This window comes from Echinicola salinicaeni, from assembly GCF_014280965.1.
GTDB classification, from domain to species: Bacteria; Bacteroidota; Bacteroidia; order Cytophagales; family Cyclobacteriaceae; genus Echinicola; species Echinicola salinicaeni.
Genome location: NZ_JACODZ010000012.1, coordinates 46,472 through 65,434 on the forward strand (window position 1 = coordinate 46,472; position 18,963 = coordinate 65,434).

An 18,963-nucleotide genomic window follows, 5' to 3' on the forward strand; every position below is an offset into this window, starting at 1 on the left:
ATTTCCCCAGCCAATAACTATTCAATTTTTTCTTGGAATATTACCTTCCGCAAATCTCCTTATAAGGACAATATTTACATTTTTCCCACTCTTCTGTTTGACTAAATGGAATATCCTTATCAAAAATCTCTTGGAGCAAGCCTTTAAGCCCCTCCTCAAATTCTTCCTGGTAATCACGATAATCATCTATTTCCTTAGCCTTACCCCTACCCTCCTTTAATTGTAAATAAGGGTTAAAATCCTTGCTAAATATCTCCCTTAAATTGTAGATAGCAGGCTTAAGAGCAAGTCGGTTTCCAGGAAATTTCTCCTGATATAACATACCATATATCATAGTTTGCATAGCCGCTTTATTTCGCTTGGGATGCTCCCTGTCAAATAAGGATGATACAGATGGAAAATCTTTTTGGTCTTTACCTGACTTATAATCAATCAAGCGGACTACAGCTCCTTGCTTATCTACCCTGTCAATAATCCCCCTAATAGCAATTTCATAAGAACGCCCATTTACCTCGATAGGCACTTCTGCTTGATAGCGCATGTCCTTCTCCAAGCTCACTAGTTCGAATGGTGCTCCGGCTTTATCCAAGTCCAGCAAGGCTACGATATACTTTTGCAGTACATCCCTTACAATAGCCATTTGCCCCGTCAATTTGGTGTCTGCCGCTGCATCTAGGTGGTAAAAATCTCGAATAGCCTTTTCTATTGCAGGAAAGATATATTTGGACAATTGATCAAAATCATCCTTTTCTACCAACTTTCTTTTCTTTCTTTCTATAAAACCTTTATACAAGAATTCAAGGCTATAATGCGCCAAATTACCAAATACAGAGGCACTGACCTCTTCTTCCACTTTTTCCTTTTCCTTGATATTGGCCAGGTACTGGAAATAAAACTTGAGTTTACAGTCCAACCAGACACTAAATGCGGAAGGTGAAAAAGCCGTAAGTGATTGACCGTTTTCCTGCAGCACATACTTCTCCAAAAGCGCAATGACTTCGGGAGTCTTTGGAATACTTATCTCTTTTAACTGCTGCAGGTCTACAGGAACAAACACCACTTCCTCCTCTATTTCAATGGGCATTTCTGCCATCAGTTGCTGAATATAACGGCTTTTTTCTCCTACTTTACCTTGATCTGCAGCCGTAGAATAAATCATATGTACTTCCTCAGCCTTATGAAGCAACCTATAGAATGTATAGGCATAAATAGCATCATTCTGCTCCTGTACAGGCAAACCAAAGGCCCTCCGGAGATTAAAAGGTACCAAAGAGTTTAGCGCTGTAGACGGAGGGAAACTCCCTTCATTCATATTGGCAATAATCACCCTTCTAAAATCAAGGTTCCTGGACTCAAGAACTCCCATAACCTGAAGGCCTGCCAATGGTTCCCCGTCAAATGGCAACCTGACTTCCTTGAATATTTGCCTGAATAACCTAATAAAGAAATTGAGGTTAAAATCTATCTCCGACTGGGACTCAAATATCTCCTTAAGCCTTATTAGCTGCTTATAGCATTGGTAAAGGTAACTACCCTGTAAGGTATCTTCCTTGAGCTGATTGGCCAAACTAATCATTAAAGACTCCAAATAATCAAAAAGCTGATCTGGGCCCAAGCGCTGGAACACAAGCGCATAAAATTCTCCTCCCTCCGCTAAATCCTCTTGACTGATATAAAGTTGATTTTGCTTCTGGATTCTTTCCAATAACTGTTTGACGAATACTTCCTTTCCTGTTTTTAAATAACTTGAAGACAGCAAATCTTTTACCACCTGATGATAAAAATACACCTTGGAACCCTCCAGCTTGACATACCGCTGCAAATCCAATAAAGATTCCAAAAAAGCATACACTGGCGCATTTCTCACAGGATAACCCATGGTGACATTGACAAGGTCTATATGTGAAGGAAGCTGGTGCATCACCGGAAACAACAATTGTTCATCCGGAAGTATCACTACAGTTTCTTCCAGGTTTTCACCGGGCACAACCTCATCCAGTATCCTCCCTATCAAATTGGCCTGATTAACCTTTAGGGGGGTAACATACACTTTAACCTTGGCTGATTTGGAGCTAATATTTTCCGGTATTTCTTTCGGAAAGGTCGGCCCTAGGATTTTATCCTTTCGATAATCCCTAAAAAACAGCCCCGCCTCTTGTTGTGGATTTAAAGTATAGTAAGCATCCAAATCCCAATAAATCTCTGCACCGAATTTAGCCACAAAATGCTTAACTAGCTTTTCTTCCGTACCGGTAAAAGCATTGAAACCCACAAAAACAAATTGCTTAGATGGCACCTCTAAACTGTCCAACTCTTCCGCTACCTTCCTATACACCTTACCGGAATAAGCATATCCTAAAACGTTCAATTCCTCTTGAAACCTTTCATATAAACGAGTCAAAAGCTGCCAAAACCGTAAAAACTTATCCTGATGCCCCCTGCCTTCTCTTTCAAAAGATTTCCAAAATTGTTTGATTAAATCGATTTGATCATTAGTCAGGAAACTTAAATCTGATTCAATGGATTTAATATCTGAAAGTAGGCTGTATATTTTTTTATGATCTACCAAAAACTGGTCGATATCATTGAAATCCTTAAGAATCATTTCCCCCCAATAATAAAACCTATCAAATGGCTCGGGGTCTGACTGTAATTCCTTATATACCTTATATAGCTCAAAAATTAGACTGAGTTGATCGGTGGGTCTTTGTCCAGCCAATTCGTAAAACAAGTCCTCTATGGTTCTTACAGCAGGCACCCACATCGGTTGGCTAATTAATTGGCCAAGATATTTGGTAAAAAACAAGCCAGCCCTCCTGTTGGGAAGAATGACCGTTACTTCTTTTAAATCCGGATATTTATCCAGCAAATCCTTAGCGGTATCTTTTAGAAATCCCTGCATATCACTTTACTTCAATTATTTTGCCCGTTTCCAGATAACACAAATAGCCCTTTACCATTTCATGCCCCAAGTCTCCAAGGAGTTCTATATAACCTTTCACCTGCTTGGAATATTGTTTCTTTTCCTCTCCAGTTTTGAAATCAACTACAATGGCACCATTCTCAAGCAAAATCACCCTATCAGGCCTTTTCTGTTTACCACCAGGTAAAATAATACCTTGCTCAGTGAGCATTTCACCTGGACCTTCAAACCAGTCATTGAAAGTTTTATTGGAAAATAGCTTTTCCAACTGTTCCTCCACAATCAACTTTTCATCCATATCCAGCCTCCCTTCAAAATAATAGGACTGTAAAAAGCTGAAGGCATCTTTTTTATTTCGAGACTGTTCTAATAATTCATGGATCAATAGACCAAAATTCCGCTTTTGTCTTTGGTTTAACCCCTCTTCACTAAAATCAACAGCATTGGTCTTTACCTTAAGCAAATCTGTCCAGCCCCTATAATTCCAAGTGAACTGCTCAATTGGTGATTTCACTAAACCTCCTCCCTCATTGCTATCGTCTGGCCATTCTCCCCAGTCAAACACTTTTTCTTCTTGGTCATAAAACGCTGTTAAATCCTCATTTTCGCTCTTCAGTTGACCATTTTCAAAGATGAGTTTAATATTATTTTCTATCGGATTTAGTGATGGAGCAGTTTTCAAAATCTTAAATGGACTTAATGTCCAAAGCACCTCTTCAGCTCTGGTTAAGGCCACATAAATCATATTTAAAGTGTCCAGGTAGGCCATAGTCACCTCTTCTTCGTGGATAGGCTGGAAGACAGATTCTGCTAATTCTTTCCTCAAAGTTAAAGGAATGATAGCTTGCATATTATGCGCTGCATCTTTAAATGGAGACCAGATGATATTGTCTTTTTTAAAGTCCACTATTTCCCAACTCAAAAACGGCATAAGCACTACTTTGAACTGTAGTCCCTTGGATTTATGAATAGTCATAATGGACATAGCATTATGGCCTTCAGGGATTTTGACGGTACGCTTGGATCTGTTTTCCTCCCACCAAGCAAGAAAACCTACTAAATCTGCTCGACTATTGAGCACATAATCATATACTGCTTCTTTAAAACCAGAAATATAGGCCAGCTCTTCTTTTAAATCATAAAAATCCAATAATACGATGAGCTCCTCTACCATTTCAAACAATGGAAGTTGGCGAAGATCCGATTGTCTTGATGTAAAAGCCTGTATTTTCTTTTCTAACCAAGCAGGATGTGCTTCATCTCCAAAAACATCATGACCTATTTCCCGCTGATGCAAACTGCACCAGTAAAACCACATGGTTTGAAAAGGCACCTTATCATCTGGATCCATTAAAAACTGTAAGCCCGCAATCAATGCCTTGACGGTCGCTGCCTTATCCAAAAACATGGACTCATCTGAAACCACCTCAAAATTATACCCTAGTTCAGGGTTTTCTGATTTATATGCCATAAGTGCATCAGCAATCATAGCCCCTTCACTTTTCCGCCTGACCAAAAAAGCAATATCCTTTGGTTCATAGCCTTTATCCTGAAGTTTCATAACCATTTCAGGAAGCCTTTCTACCACTTTATCCTTGAATTTGACTTCTTCTTGCCGAGTTTCTTCCAAGAATTCCATGCGTACTTTTCCCTTATAAGCAACACTTGATTTTCTCCCTGATACCTTTTGAGCCACATCTTCATAGGCTTTATTCAAGATATCTCCCCCATCCAAACCTATTTGTTTGTAAAAACTCTGCTGTAGTTGCTCAGGCAATAACTTAAATAACGCATTATTGAAATCAACAATATTCGGTAAACTCCGGTAATTGGTATCCAGATTTTTAACTGCTATTTGCCTGGCCCCAATATCTTCCTCCACTTTTTCCAACAATAATTTCATATCTCCTCCTCTCCATCTGTATATTGACTGCTTTACATCTCCAACCAAGAGGTTTTTATTTCCTTGCGCAAGTGAATTCTCTAATAGTGGTTTAAAGCTTTCCCACTGAAAGCCTGAAGTATCCTGGAATTCATCTATCAAAAAATGGCGATATTTATTCCCAACTTTCTCATAAATAAATGGTGCATCATTCTCTTTGGTGATCTCCTTTAGAAAATCATTGGCATCGGATATCATCAAAAGATTTTCCTCATCCTTGAATTCTCTCAATTCATCCAAAAGGTTTCTGAATAAGCCGTATGCATAAAAGTTTTTATTGATTGCCTCAAAGGTCAGCCATTCAGCCCGCATGGGGATCAATTGACCCCACATTTCCCCCAACCCAGCATGATAGGCAGAAAATATAGCCTCCCTCTGCTTACTGCTCTTGGTAGCCCATTTGGATTCATCATGTACCATCTCCTTCTGAGGCCCTGTGAGTTCAGGAACAGGCTCCTCTTTTATTCCCAATTTGTCAAATTTACTGGCAAATCCTCTCGAAAAATCAGCCCACTCCAAGCCGAATTGCTGCCTGATTTCATTTGCCTTTTTCCGTACCTCCAAGGAATTATTAATAATTTCCTTTTTCCTTTCCTCCAAATACTCCTTAAAAGCTACTAAATTCTCCTCTTCCGACAGGAACTCCCTAATAAACTGTTGGTATTGTTTGAAATTTTCAGTGAAAATTTCCCTGCCCAAGGATTTGATATTGGACCTAATATCCCAAGATTTACCATTTTGAATCTGGGTCAAGGCATAATCTACTAACCATTTATGCAAATATTGGTCTTCTAGCACATTTTGGACTACCCGATCCACTACCTGCTCCAAAACGGCCTCTTGATCAAGCGCCACATCAAACTTGGCCTGCAAATCTATTTCCCTCGCAAAAGCCCGAACCACCTTCTGGAAAAAACTATCAATGGTACTGACTGAAAACTGCGCATAATCATGCAGAATTGCACTTAGAACTTTAGCTGATCTATCTTGGAGCTCCGGGACATCCATCTCCAAGTGCTTCATCAGCTCTTGATCCAAAAACTCATTAGGATTTACCTCCCCTTTTAAACGGGCAAGTTCTTCTAAAATCCTACTTTTCATTTCTTGGGTAGCCTTATTGGTAAAGGTAACAGCCAAAATAGATTTAAAGGCTGTTTCATTTGCTAAAGCTAGCTTCAAATATTCCAAGGTAAGTGTATAGGTTTTACCTGAGCCAGCAGAAGACTTATAAATAATAAATGGCTTATCATCCATGGGCATTCAAACAATTTAGACAAAACAAGAGTATTTTTTCGGATTATAAAAATGGAGGACATAGACTGTCATAATTAATTAATGAAATAGCTTTAAATTAATATTAAACCTTAATTTCATGTTTTGAAAACTCCAAGACGAATCTATAATCATATGTTCTTTTACCTTGCCCAATTCCTCACATTTTTAGCAATGCCTCTTACCATTGTCATAAGCCTATTTATCCTTGCTTATATTCTTAGAAAAAAGAAATTAGGCAAAACATGCCTAATATTGGGAATATCTCTGATGCTTTTCTTTTCTAATCAATTTATTTCCAACGCAGTAATGAATGCTTGGGAACCTGATTTTGAACTTATTGCCGACTTACCTGAATACGAACTCGGAATTGTACTTACAGGTGTAACTAATCTGGACAAAACAGTTAATGATAGGACTTTTTTCAATAAGGGAGCAGATAGGGCAACCCAAGCCATGCAACTTTATAAATTGGGAAAAATAAAGCACATACTCATTACTGGAGGGCAAGGCCTTAACCCTACCAATCCCAATACAGAAGCACAACTTTTAGCGGATTTCATGATAATTGCTGGAGTTCCTGCAGAAGATATCATTGTGGAGAACAAGGCTGTTAACACACGGCAAAACGCATTATTTACAAAAGAAATGCTGACTGATTCAGATTTTGATATTGAAAATGATAACTTATTGATCACCTCTGCTTTTCACATGAATAGGGCTAAAGCATGCTTTGATAAAGTTGGCCTTAAAACAAAAATCTTTCCTGTGGACTATTATTCCCATGATATGAAAGTAACTTTTAAATCCCTCTTTACTCCAGCTCCTGAAGGATTTATTATTTGGCATAAGCTATTTAAAGAGTGGATTGGTCTGACGGTTTATAAACTGGTAGGCTATATATAAAAAAGTAGTTTACTTTAAAGTAAACTACCAAGTTGTGGATTTAAGCTTGGGTATAGCCCTGATAATATCACTCAGGCTGATTTGTCCCGTCAGCTTCCCATCCTTTAAGACAGGGAACCTTCTGATTTTAAGCTCTAAAAACTTGTGGGCAGCATCAAAAATGGTTAGCTCTGGGTCCATAGTAATTACATCTTTACTCATGTGTTCCCTGACCTTCCCTGCTATCCTTGGTGTGTTATTGTACTTACCTTTTATGATCTCCTTTAAGCAATCCACCTCGGATATCATTCCAACAAGATTTTGAAAATCATCTACCACTGGTGCTCCTGATATCTTCTTTTGGGTGAGGACTTCAATCACATAATCAATTGGATCATCAGGATGAAAGGTAACAAGATTTGTACTCATATGATCTTGAACCAATACAGCCTGTTCGGGGGATTTCTTTGGCTCGGCAAGCCTGACTCCTTGAAAGCTTTTTACCATAATTTCTGGGTTTAGTGTATCCAATAATATAGTAACAAATCACCTATAATCAAAATATAAAAACACAATTACTAAAATAAACAATATTAAAAACTAGTAATTAAACAACATACACCACATACAATAAATCGATTATAACAAGGTTTTTAGCACTAAAAATATGATCAGACAGAAGTTTAATATTAGCAAAACAAAAAATTAAACAGCAATAGCACAGGAAGAAATAGTGCTTGACAAACAAAGGTTTCACCAACCTTTTGCTAGTGAAACCTTTTATATGCATTATTACTTTTATTTACTAAAGCCACCACCAACGGGTGTTCATTTTATCACCTTCAGGAATTTTTCAACTTCTTCTTTACTTACAGACAACACTTTATCCTGATACGCTGGCACAGAACTTAAGAGCAAGTCCTTATTCCAATACTCGCTAAAAGAGTTCCTCCACACCTTGCAGCTAGCATGGATTTCCTTAAGGTTTCCAGAAACTGAGAGCGGAGTAACCAAATCAGGGTTCATCCCTCCTCCTGGCATAATCACGATTCGGTTTCCTGCCTTCTCTAGGAGCCTATTTATCATATCCATACCTTCTGTAACTGTATTTTTTCCGCCAGAAGTCAAGATTCTTCTAAATCCGCATTCAATTACTGCTTCCAAAGATTTTTCCAAGTTTCTTGATGCATCGAATGCCCGGTGAAAGGTACATGGCAATCCACCACTCGCCTCTATCAATTGTTCACAAGCACCAATATTAACTTCCCCCATCGGAGTCAGCACCCCAAAAACAAATCCATCAGCACCAAGCCCCTTCAAGACCTTAATATCTTCTTTCATTACCTCAAGCTCCTCATTGGTATAAACAAAGTCTCCTCCTCGGGGCCTGATCATAACGAAAACAGGTATATCTACCTTTTCCTTAATAAGTTTTAGTGTTCCAGCGCTGGGTGTCTCACCTCCTTCCAGAAAGTCAGCACATAGCTCCAACCTATCAATACCATATTCGGCAGCTTTCAATGCTGCCTCTACAGTAAAAACCGGAGCTTCTAAAATCAACGAAGACATATCTATTAAAATTTACTTTTTGAATCAATCAATGATTTTCCTCCTTTATGGTGCATGGCATAATTAAATCCAGGATGAACAGCATAAGCACCATGCTCTCCTTCTTTGTTAATTGCTAAGAAACCAGCCTGTATCCCTTCTATTCCTTTATTCTTTTTGATCAATCTTCTAACGGCTTCTTCACAAGCTTCCTGTGGAGTCCTTCCTTGGCGCATCAATTCCACAATAAGAAAACTACCACAAATCTTAATGATAGATTCTCCCAATCCCGTGGCAGTGGCAGCCCCTACTTCATTATCCACATACAATCCCGCACCAATAATAGGACTATCGCCTACCCTTCCATGCATCTTATATGCAAGTCCACTGGTAGTGCATGACCCGGCCAAGTTACCATCTTTATCCATTCCGATCATCCCAATGGTATCATGGTTCTCAATATTAATAATCGGTTTGTATTCAGATTTCTCCTTCCATTTTTCATAAGCCTTCTTGGCCGCTGGACTCATTTCTTCCTTTTCAATGGGCATACCCAGTTCCATGGCATACTGACGTGCACCTTCACCCGCTAGCATTACATGTGGAGTATCTTCCATTACCTTTCTAGCTAGTGTAATAGGATGCTTCACCTGCCTCACAAAACACACAGAACCACAAGAACCGTCCCCCTTCATAATCGAAGCATCTAATGTGACAATCCCTTCCCTGTCGGGCAGACCTTGCAAACCAACAGATAAATTCGTCAGGTCTGATTCTGTCACCATTACCCCCTGCTCCACAGCATCCACTATATTTCCAGTATTCCCTAATACTTCCCACGCCTTATCATTAGCAGCCATTCCATGATTCCAAGTTGAAAGAATCAATGGCTTATGCTTATCTTTTTTTCTGCTTGCTCCAAATGATAATTCAGGACGCATGGTTCCTGGAAGAATAAGCGCAGATGACAATAATGTATTTTTGAGGAATTTTCTTCTATTAGACATATTTAACTTAACTATAAAGTGATCTTCGTGACGAAAATTAGAAAATTTTAAACAGAAATAACATTTTTCATTATACTATTTTTTCGAATAACTAAATCGATATATCAATATTTTTTCCTTAAGTACCAAAACAAAAAAGCACTTCATCTGACTTGAAGTGCTTTTCGTAGATTACCTATTTTATCATCTTATCGCTTCCCTAAACTCTGGTTTTGAAAAATAGTCTTCAAATTCCATATCCGTGGCAGCCCTTCTTTTCAGATAAGGACTTCTTTGAACGGCCTTTTTGAGATTTTCGTACAATCTCTCTTCATCGTTATTCTCAGCAGCAACCATGGCCAATCCATAGAAAGCATACCCAAACTCCATATTTTGCAAGGCACTCTCTTCAAAAGCCACCCCGGCCTCAGCATATTCTTGGGCCAAATAATACGCCAACCCTTTGTTAAACAGATTGGTAGCAGTCTCTGGTGCCTTGTCCAAACGAATTGTAGCCAATTTATAATCTCCCCTTATAATATCAATCGCCCCTCTTTTTCCTTCATTAAAACTATTGAATAACGAATCTTCTCTAGAAAGGGCATTGGCTCTGGATATCTCCAAATAAGCTGCACCATAATCCTCCCACATCAGATAGGCCTGCCCCATATTATGGGTGGCATGGGCAGTCTCTCTAATATCATTGGCCATCCTAAAAAGCTTCATCGCTTCATTCACCTTCCTATTCTTATCGCTTACCTTTATCATTCTATGGGCTTGATTGAGGTAAACTACCCCGAGATTATTATATGCCAAAGCTGATGCTCTCTTGTCTAACATGGCTTCATAAATTATCTGCTTTTCATTCAATCCAGGGTTAAATTCAGCAGCTCTGGCTAACTCAGCCTCTGTCAACTCATCTCCTACTGCAGTTCCGTTAATATATTTATTGGCCAAGGCTGAAATTTCCGGGTCATCTCGTGGTTCTTTATCCATTGTAAAAGCAATCTGTGCCATTTGCATTTCTTGGAACTTCTCCCTTGAGAACTGTGTGTAGGAGGGCAATTCTTTCATCGCCATTACCTTGGTACTATATGAATCATCAGCATAAATGATATCAAAATATTTATCCCTCTCATTCATATCAATTTTATCAAAAGTTCTCAACAGATACCTGAACATTAACCAGTCAGGTTCTTTTTTGATCAATTCAAATGCAATATCATTCGTCTCAAAACCATATCCAGCTTTCTCCAAAGCTTCTTTAATATAAACCTCCAGCGCTTGAGCACGTTTTGCAGCCAACAAATCGTAGTTAGATTCATCAGGAGAAGCCATTCCACTAATCAGGATCTGGTTGATTTCTTCATCCATAGCCACGAGCTTTTCCAATTCCTCTTCAAACACATTATTATTGATGGAAGGATTTATATCAGTTCCTTCTTTTTCAAAGAAAAATGAAGTTTCATGAGAAGACATATTTCCAAACTCCCCTTCATAACTCATATATGCCCCCACATCAGGAATATTCTCTCCGGGAGCAAACTGCCCGACCCTACTTAACTTTGGCGTACTGATGATTCCTTCTGCCAAATCGATATACGGTGTGGTAAAACTATTTCCGGATTCCACCTCTTCCATCAAACCTTTTACCCTAAGTTTACCCCTGTCCATTCCTTCCATATAGGGAAAAGACATTTCCTTTATAATTTCTACAGCTTGTCCCTTTCCGGCCAAATCCTCCACAGTTAGTGTTATTTCTTCTAAAGGCAGAGCCCCCTCTCCATATTCATACTCTGGCAAAAGTGTGTAATTACTTTTCTCAGACACCAAGCCTCCAGGTATACTGGCTTTCAAGGTAAACTGTATGGAATCCTTATGTAAAACCAAAGGATCCTTATCCACTGAAATCTTAGGCTGACCAGCCGTATCAAAAATGGAACGAGTATTGCAGGCTGAGAAAACCACTGTAATACAAAGTATTAAATACTTATAAGAATGTTTCATAATCTCTTTCAGCATAGGCTGATTTATTGGAATATTCATTATATTTTCACTACTTTTATCACTTTAAATTAAATCTCATAAAAATGGAAAAACTGAAAATATTCTTCGAAGACAGGGCATTTGGCGTTTGTTCCAAACTAGGTGAAAGACTTAATTTCCCTATCGACAGCATTCGGTTGTTCTTTATTTATACTTCTTTTATTACTCTTGGCTCTCCTGTAATCATTTATGTAGTCATGGCAATGATGTTGAAAGTAAGAAAGTATTTCAGAAAGAGTAATAACCCTATTTTATTTGATTAAATCCGAGTGTATATTTTTTTCCCTTTTAGGTAGTAAGTCAAGATAATTGAATTGACTTTTTTACCGACATTTTGGAAGGGCAATTTTGATGCCAAAGGAGGCGTTTTTCGGATTTGATTCCGCATTTTATAGAAGTCGTTATAGGCCGTAATTACCTTTTTAGCATGATCGGTTTTTCCGCCGATAAACAAGTATAGAATAGCAGTAAGATCAAAAAACACCCTTACTAGCATCACTTTAAAAAATCCCCAAGAATTGAGATTCTTGTATAGCATTAATAAGTTATTTCTAAAATTAAGGTAAGTTTTATAAGGACTATTTCTAGAAAGTGTCCCTCCCCCAACATGAAAGACATTCACATATCCTAAATAGCCTAACCTATGACCATTTAGGTTCATTCTCCAACATAAATCTATTTCCTCCATATGGGCAAAAAAAGCATCTTCAAACCCGCCCAATTCATGGAATATTTCTGCACGAATCGCAAAACAAGCACCTGAGACCCAATCAACCTGAACAACATCATTATACTGCCCCTGATCCTTTTCAATCGTATTCAATACCCTGCCCCTGCAAAAAGGAAAACCCAGCCGATCGATATAACCACCTCCGGCACCAGCATAATCAAAGTACTCTTTAGCCTGTTGAGACAGGATCTTGGGTTGAACAGCAGCATATTCAGCATGGGCTTCTAGCCAGTCTACTAATTCAATATCCCAATTTGGGCTAACTTCTACATCTGAATTTAAAAGAATATAATACTTAAACTCACCTTGAATTTTGGCTAAAGCTTCATTATAACCTCCACTGAATCCGAAGTTGGAGGAAAGAATAATCGTACGTAATTGCGGAAATTGGAACTTTAAAAAATTTGCTGATTCATCAGTACTAGCATTATCAGCTATTATAATTTCAAAACTACTGTTTCGAATAATAACGGGAAGGAATTCCTCTAACATCTCCTTCCCATTATAGTTCAGTATGACAATGGCCGCCTTTTTCATTAAACCATATTACCAAAATCCATACCTGGAATATTTGGCATCATGCCTTCTGTGGCCTTTTTCATTTCCTCTTTGATTTGTATCTCAATACTTTCAAAAGCCTTATTGGTGGCCGCAACGATCAAGTCTTTCAACATATCCTTATCCTCCGGTGTAAAAAGACTATCGTCAATGATAATATCCACCACTTTTCTGTGGCCATTTACTATTACCTTTACCATTCCTGCTCCTGCTTCTCCCTCGGCAGTAAGGTGAACTAACTCGGCCTGCTTCTCCTTGATCTTGGCCTGAGCTTCCTTCACCTTATTCATGATATTCATAAAGTCAAACATATCTCAGCTAATTATTTTTGTTCTAAATATAAGGCATTTACAAGAACTATTTTCAACAATGAAAAGGTAATGCGACCTGTTCAAAATGACATATCTCATACATTATTTTAAATAAGTTTATCCTTAGTAAAAAGCCTGTCTTTGTAAAATTCAAAACCTTATTTATTCTTGATTGCAAGAATAGCATCCTCCAAACTAAGCATTTTTTGCTCAGACGTGTCTAGATTCTTTAAGGACACCATATTTTGTGCAATCTCTTCCGATCCAATCATTACCACAAACGGAATCTGTTTTTTATCTGCATAGTTGAATTGCTTTTTCACCTTCGCATAATCAGGATATATCTCAGCGGCTACCTCAGCTGATCTAAACTGATTTAATACTTTCAAACCGTAATTTCTCCCTTCCTCATCAAAATAACCTATCATTACAGCTGTAGACTGCATTTGATCCTCCGGGAATAAACTCAACTCCTCCAACACATCATATATCCGGTCTACTCCAAAAGAAAACCCAACTCCTGAAACTCCTTCTAGGCCAAAAACACCAGTAAGGTTATCATACCTTCCGCCACCACTGATTGAGCCAATGGATACATTATTCACCTTAACCTCGAATATTGCTCCTGTATAATAAGAAAGTCCTCTGGCCAATACCACATCCAATTCTACATGGTTTTCATCCTCTCCCGAATGCTTCAAAATCTCAAGCACTTCTTCTAACTCTTCCACTCCTTTCAAGCCCTCTTGACTTGAATTCAAAAACTCTTTTAAGAAGTCTAACTTTTCTTGGTTATTTCCTTTTAAATCAATAATTGGCTCCAGCTTAGCTACTGCATCAGTCGTAAAGCCCCTTTGCTGTAATTCTTCTTGTACCTTTTCCCAGCCAATCTTATCCAGTTTGTCGATGGAGACACATAATGCTGACTCTTTTCCTGGCTCACCTATTACTTCTGAAATACCAGTTAAGACCTTTCGATTGTTAACCTTAATATCATAATTGTTAAGGCCCAATTGAGCAAGCACCCTTCTGATCATCAAAAGGATTTCCGCCTCACAAATCAGGCTATCCGTTCCGACCACATCCGCATCACATTGGTAAAACTCCCTATATCTCCCCTTCTGTGGTCTATCTGCCCTCCATACAGGCTGGATTTGAAATCGCTTAAAAGGAAATGTCAACTCGTTCCGGTTCATCACCACATACCTGGCAAAAGGAACGGTCAGGTCATACCTAAGGCCTTTCTCCGCAACTTTTGGCAATACTTGACTAGGCCCTTTTTCAAGATCAGCAGTTTTAACCTTTTTTAAAAAATCGCCACTATTTAATATCTTAAATAACAATTGATCACCTTCATCACCATACTTACCTGTCAACACGGAAAGATTCTCCATGGATGGAGTTTCTAATTGCTGATAGCCAAACAGCTTGAAAGTAGCTTTAATGGTGTCAAGTATATAATTTCTTCTTGCCATTTGCTTAGGCCCAAAATCTCTTGTTCCTTTTGGTAAAGTTGGTTTCTGGATGCTCATGAATGCTAAATTTTGCCCAAAGGTAAAAAATCTATCCAATTAAGAGAAAAAATTATCCAAGCTGCCCCAATGCCTGTCAATACTTTCTTTATCTAAATTGCACAGATAGTCCTAATAATTACTTTTTCCTAAATAGACCAATTCATTTAATTGAATAAAATTGTAATGACCAAATAGCATCAATAAAACTCCTCCTTTGCTTCCCGCTACACACTCTGGGGTTAAAAAAAGCACATAGTTATTCACCCCTCCAGCAAAATTGCTTGATCCACAAAAGCGCAGTTAAGATTAGCTATCTTTTTTCAATTCATTGGCACAAAAAAAGGCCATACCATATATAATGATATGACCTGACTTTAAAGTCTACCAATTGTTTTTTCTCAATTACAAAATGTAAATTTCTTACATAAAATAAATTTAGAGCTTTTGATCACAATAATAATACACTTCTAATACCTTCAGCTAGCTTTTGACCTAGAGAAGCGACTTCTTCACTCCCCATAGCTTCTTTCTCTATGGACTTTAATGAAGTTTTTCGTCTAATAATTTCCCAAACATTGTCTTTGGCTTCTCTTTCACTTCCGGCCTCAGTATGAATCTGAAACTCAATATCGTTAATTTCAATTTTAATCAAATATTTCATGATTACAGGTGTTTAATTACCCTAAAATAAAAAACGGTTGCATTAATTACACTTTCGTGTCTCCTACCGGTTATCCGGCATCTTAACATCAGTAAAAATAACTATTACGCATTTCAAAACTACTATTTTGCAGTTCATAAATATATATAATAATTATTTATTTACCACAGATTAAAGATTTTTTTTCCAACTAATTCCCTACATTTATACGATATTTCTTGATAAATGGATTGAACCGCACAATAAACTGTTCCAAAAACTATACCAATAACAATCAAACGATTATAATAATCTAACGATCAGGCTCTATATACTAAAACATATTACACTGTAGTTAAATCAGAAACGATCTCATCTACTAAACCAGACACGAAAATTAATCGCATTCAATCAACAGCTTATCGCTATCACTGATAGCATATAGACCTTCCTGCTTAAATAATAAGAATGAGTGATTTTAAAAGCAGCCTATATTTCATTAACTAAAACATACAATAAACCTAATTATAAGTTTTTAACCCCCTGATTCAATAAACTTTATATTTACTTAATTATAATACCGAATATTCTTTGTACTTTTGCAACTTAATTTAATTCTTACCATGCAGAATATTCGTAACATCGCGATTATCGCACACGTTGACCACGGCAAAACTACACTCGTGGATAAAATCATTCACGCGTCTAAGATCTTCCGTGAAAACCAGCAGTTTGACGACTTGATCCTTGATAATAACGACTTGGAAAGAGAAAGAGGAATCACTATCCTTTCTAAGAACGTATCAGTTAGATATAAAGACACTAAAATCAACATTATCGATACTCCAGGTCACGCCGACTTTGGTGGAGAGGTGGAACGTGTGTTGAAAATGGCTGATGGGGTAATCCTATTGGTAGATGCTTTTGAAGGACCTATGCCTCAAACTCGTTTTGTATTGAGCAAAGCTTTGGACCTTGGCCTTACACCTATTGTAGTGGTAAACAAAGTAGATAAGCCAAACTGTCGTCCAGACGAGGTACATGAAGCCGTATTTGACTTGATGTTCAACTTGGATGCTACTGAAGAGCAATTGGACTTCGTAACCATGTATGGTTCGGCTAAAAATAACTGGATGGGACCTGACTGGAAAGAACAAACGGATTCTATCCTTCCATTATTGGATGCCATCATTGAACATATCCCTGCTCCACAAATCGAAGAAGGAACACCTCAGATGCAAATCACTTCTTTGGATTATTCCAACTTTGTGGGAAGAATTGCCATTGGTAGATTGAAGAGAGGCACTTTGAAGGAAAATGCACAAGTTTCCCTTTGTAAGGCTGATGGATCTTTCAAAAAAGTTAGAATAAAAGAACTTCATGTATTTGAAGGACTTGGTAAAAATAAAGTTCAGGAAGTGCATGCTGGTGATATCTGTGCTATAACAGGTATTGAAGATTTTGAAATCGGGGATACTATCGCTGATCTTGAAAACCCAGAACCGCTTCCAAGAATTGCGATCGATGAGCCTACCATGAACATGCTCTTCACGATCAATAACTCTCCATTCTTTGGTAAAGAAGGTAAATTTGTAACTTCCCGTCACTTGAGAGACCGTCTTTTCAAAGAAATGGAAAAGAACCTTGCCCTTAGGGTAGAAACCACTGACAATGAAGACAAATTCATCGTTTTCGGTCGTGGTATCCTTCACTTGTCTGTGTTGATTGAGACCATGAGAAGAGAAGGTTATGAATTGCAAGTAGGTCAGCCTCAGGTAATTTATAAAGAGATTGACGGGGTAAAACACGAGCCAATCGAGTCATTGGTAGTGGACGTTCCTGAAGCAACTGCAGGTAAAGTAATTGAATTGGCTACCCAGCGTAAAGGAGAGCTTTTGGTTATGGAACCAAAAGGAGATCTTCAGCACTTGGAATTCCAAATCCCTTCAAGAGGTTTAATCGGTTTGAGAAACAATGTGCTTACTGCTACCCAAGGTGAAGCGATCATGAACCACAGGTTTATCGCGTATGAACCATTCAAAGGCCCTATCCCTGGTAGAACCAATGGCTCCTTGATCTCTATGGAGTCTGGCCCAACTACTGCTTATGCAATTGATAAATTACAGGACAGAGGGGTATTCTTCGTAGATCCAGGAGAGGAAATCTACGGCGGTCAGGTGATTGGAGAACACTCTAGAGACAATGATATCGTAGTAAACGTACAGAAAGGCAAGAAATTGACCAATATGCGTGCGTCCGGTTCAGATGACAACTCTAAAATCGCTCCTGCTAAGAAATTCTCTTTGGAAGAATCCATGGAATATATCCAAAAAGATGAGTACTTGGAAATCACTCCTAAGAGCATGAGAATGAGAAAAATCTACCTTGATGAGGGAGAAAGAACTAGAATGGCGAAAAAAGATGCTTAATTGGCATCAACATTCAGAATAATTCAAAAGCCTGTTTAATTAATTTTAAACAGGCTTTTTTCATTCATTTTTTCTCAAAATAGTAAATTGGTCCATCAGCCATATTTGGACAACTTTTGAAAAGTTCACCTTGATGTGTCAATACAAATTCTTCTTTATCCTCACTGCAAAGCCAGGCCCTATTCACTTCAGTCGTATAATCCAAGGTTATGTAGACCCGTGCCATACTTGAATCTGTTATCTCAGCCTCTTTGTAGGTATAGTTGCCACTAATCTGAAAGCTTTCGTCTTTTCCTTCACGTTTTTTCACAAAAGAACCATCCTTATTGAAAACATACGTTTCAAAATAGTCAAGTTCTTCTGCAGGCAACTCTCCTGACCAGCCACTATTTGCTTTGCTAAGCTCCCACTCTCCACGAATAGCAGCAGCTGGTTCAAACTCCTCCTCACAACTTGAAAAGAATAACACAAAAATAAAACAAGGTAAAAACAGCTTTTTCATCATCCATAAATTAAGACCTCTATTTAATTCATTTATATACAAGTAATGGCACCAGAATGTGTTTCCATAAAAAACGCTTACACAAAAATATCAGAATTGATTACTTAAACCTGTCTACCGCCAGGTAAATCAGTGAAAACCTGTGAGAAATAAGGTTACTGATGTAAAAACAGATAATCATATAATTCTAATATCATTTTTTCTTCTCGTAATACATGAAAAGCCCATCACATGGTGCCCAGCTGATATTAGCCAGTTGTCCTTCTTTTGAGATATATAGCGATTCTTTCTCTATATCCTGGCTAGTACAATTATAAGCTATGTCATCACCACCTGTAAAGGAAAGCACCACAACCCCAACATATTCTTCTTCAAACTCCTCAGTAACCTCTTTTATCACATAAGTACCTGTTGCCTCAGCATGAAAACCCTCATAATCCACAGTTTTTATAAAAGTACCTTCATTTGTAAAAGTATAGATATCTTTTCGGTTTAACTCCTCAGGCTCAGGGGAATCTTCCACTTTAAAGCCCCCACTTACTTCTACCAACTCCCAATCTCCTGTCACAAAAGACACACTTGGATCAATAATAATTTCTGAATCTTCCCCTACTTCAGAGCAAGAAAAAGTCAAAGAACAAAACAAACAACTGATTAAAAATAGTTTTTTCATAATA

15 protein-coding genes are annotated in these 18,963 nt (G+C 38.0%); 3 read left to right on the top strand and 12 right to left on the bottom strand.

The annotated features are described in order from the left end of the window. Positions 1–40: 40 nt before the first annotated feature. Complete coding sequence (locus tag H7U17_RS19405) at positions 41–2,902, bottom strand: PD-(D/E)XK nuclease family protein (RefSeq protein WP_186758510.1); 2,862 nt, start codon at positions 2,900–2,902, stop codon at positions 41–43. Position 2,903: 1 nt separating this feature from the next. Next, positions 2,904–6,119: a UvrD-helicase domain-containing protein gene (locus tag H7U17_RS19410; protein WP_186758511.1), complete on the bottom strand. Its 3,216-nt coding sequence runs from the start codon at positions 6,117–6,119 to the stop codon at positions 2,904–2,906. 123 nt (positions 6,120–6,242) lie between these two features. Here H7U17_RS19410 and H7U17_RS19415 point away from each other — a divergent pair, with 123 nt between their 5' ends. Beyond that, complete coding sequence (locus H7U17_RS19415; protein WP_317172778.1) at positions 6,243–7,043, top strand: YdcF family protein; 801 nt, start codon at positions 6,243–6,245, stop codon at positions 7,041–7,043. A 24-nt stretch (positions 7,044–7,067) separates the two neighbouring features. Here H7U17_RS19415 and H7U17_RS19420 read toward each other — a convergent pair whose 3' ends face one another. From H7U17_RS19420 to H7U17_RS19435, 4 genes are all read right to left on the bottom strand, one after another. Beyond that, positions 7,068–7,529: a CBS domain-containing protein gene (locus tag H7U17_RS19420; protein WP_186758512.1), complete on the bottom strand. Its 462-nt coding sequence runs from the start codon at positions 7,527–7,529 to the stop codon at positions 7,068–7,070. Positions 7,530–7,850: 321 nt separating this feature from the next. Then, entirely contained in the window at positions 7,851–8,591 is a 741-nt protein-coding gene (locus H7U17_RS19425) for a copper homeostasis protein CutC (protein WP_186758513.1), read from the bottom strand. Positions 8,592–8,596: 5 nt separating this feature from the next. After that, positions 8,597–9,577, bottom strand: a complete 981-nt coding sequence (locus tag H7U17_RS19430; RefSeq protein ID WP_186758514.1) for an isoaspartyl peptidase/L-asparaginase family protein — start codon at positions 9,575–9,577, stop codon at positions 8,597–8,599. Positions 9,578–9,760: 183 nt separating this feature from the next. Next, positions 9,761–11,602, bottom strand: a complete 1,842-nt coding sequence (locus H7U17_RS19435; RefSeq protein WP_186758515.1) for a tetratricopeptide repeat protein — start codon at positions 11,600–11,602, stop codon at positions 9,761–9,763. 44 nt (positions 11,603–11,646) lie between these two features. Between H7U17_RS19435 and H7U17_RS19440 the strand changes: the two genes are divergently transcribed. After that, positions 11,647–11,865, top strand: a complete 219-nt coding sequence (locus tag H7U17_RS19440; protein WP_186758516.1) for a PspC domain-containing protein — start codon at positions 11,647–11,649, stop codon at positions 11,863–11,865. Here the strand turns inward: H7U17_RS19440 and H7U17_RS19445 are convergent. From H7U17_RS19445 to H7U17_RS19460, 4 genes are all read right to left on the bottom strand, one after another. After that, a complete protein-coding gene (locus tag H7U17_RS19445; protein ID WP_186758517.1) occupies positions 11,862–12,869 on the bottom strand; it encodes a glycosyltransferase family 2 protein in 1,008 nt (335 codons plus the stop codon). The two genes, H7U17_RS19440 and H7U17_RS19445, sit on opposite strands and share 4 nt — an antisense overlap. Beyond that, positions 12,869–13,201, bottom strand: coding sequence for a YbaB/EbfC family nucleoid-associated protein (locus tag H7U17_RS19450; protein ID WP_186758518.1), 333 nt, complete (start codon positions 13,199–13,201; stop codon positions 12,869–12,871). Before H7U17_RS19450 ends, H7U17_RS19445 begins: the two co-directional genes overlap by 1 nt. A gap of 158 nt (positions 13,202–13,359) precedes the next feature. Further along, positions 13,360–14,733: a histidine--tRNA ligase gene (gene hisS, locus H7U17_RS19455; protein ID WP_186758519.1), complete on the bottom strand. Its 1,374-nt coding sequence runs from the start codon at positions 14,731–14,733 to the stop codon at positions 13,360–13,362. A 430-nt stretch (positions 14,734–15,163) separates the two neighbouring features. Then, positions 15,164–15,376, bottom strand: coding sequence for a hypothetical protein (locus tag H7U17_RS19460; RefSeq protein WP_186758520.1), 213 nt, complete (start codon positions 15,374–15,376; stop codon positions 15,164–15,166). Between the two features lie 602 nt (positions 15,377–15,978). Here H7U17_RS19460 and typA point away from each other — a divergent pair. Continuing rightward, the gene (typA, locus tag H7U17_RS19465; RefSeq protein ID WP_186758521.1) at positions 15,979–17,784 is read left to right on the top strand and encodes a translational GTPase TypA; all 1,806 of its coding nucleotides are present in this window, start codon (positions 15,979–15,981) and stop codon (positions 17,782–17,784) included. A 64-nt stretch (positions 17,785–17,848) separates the two neighbouring features. Here the strand turns inward: typA and H7U17_RS19470 are convergent, their stop codons facing one another. Then, positions 17,849–18,289 (bottom strand): hypothetical protein, encoded by a 441-nt coding sequence (locus H7U17_RS19470; protein ID WP_186758522.1) that lies wholly within the window; start codon positions 18,287–18,289, stop codon positions 17,849–17,851. A 190-nt stretch (positions 18,290–18,479) separates the two neighbouring features. After that, positions 18,480–18,959 (bottom strand): hypothetical protein, encoded by a 480-nt coding sequence (locus H7U17_RS19475; RefSeq protein ID WP_186758523.1) that lies wholly within the window; start codon positions 18,957–18,959, stop codon positions 18,480–18,482. Positions 18,960–18,963 lie beyond the last annotated feature (4 nt).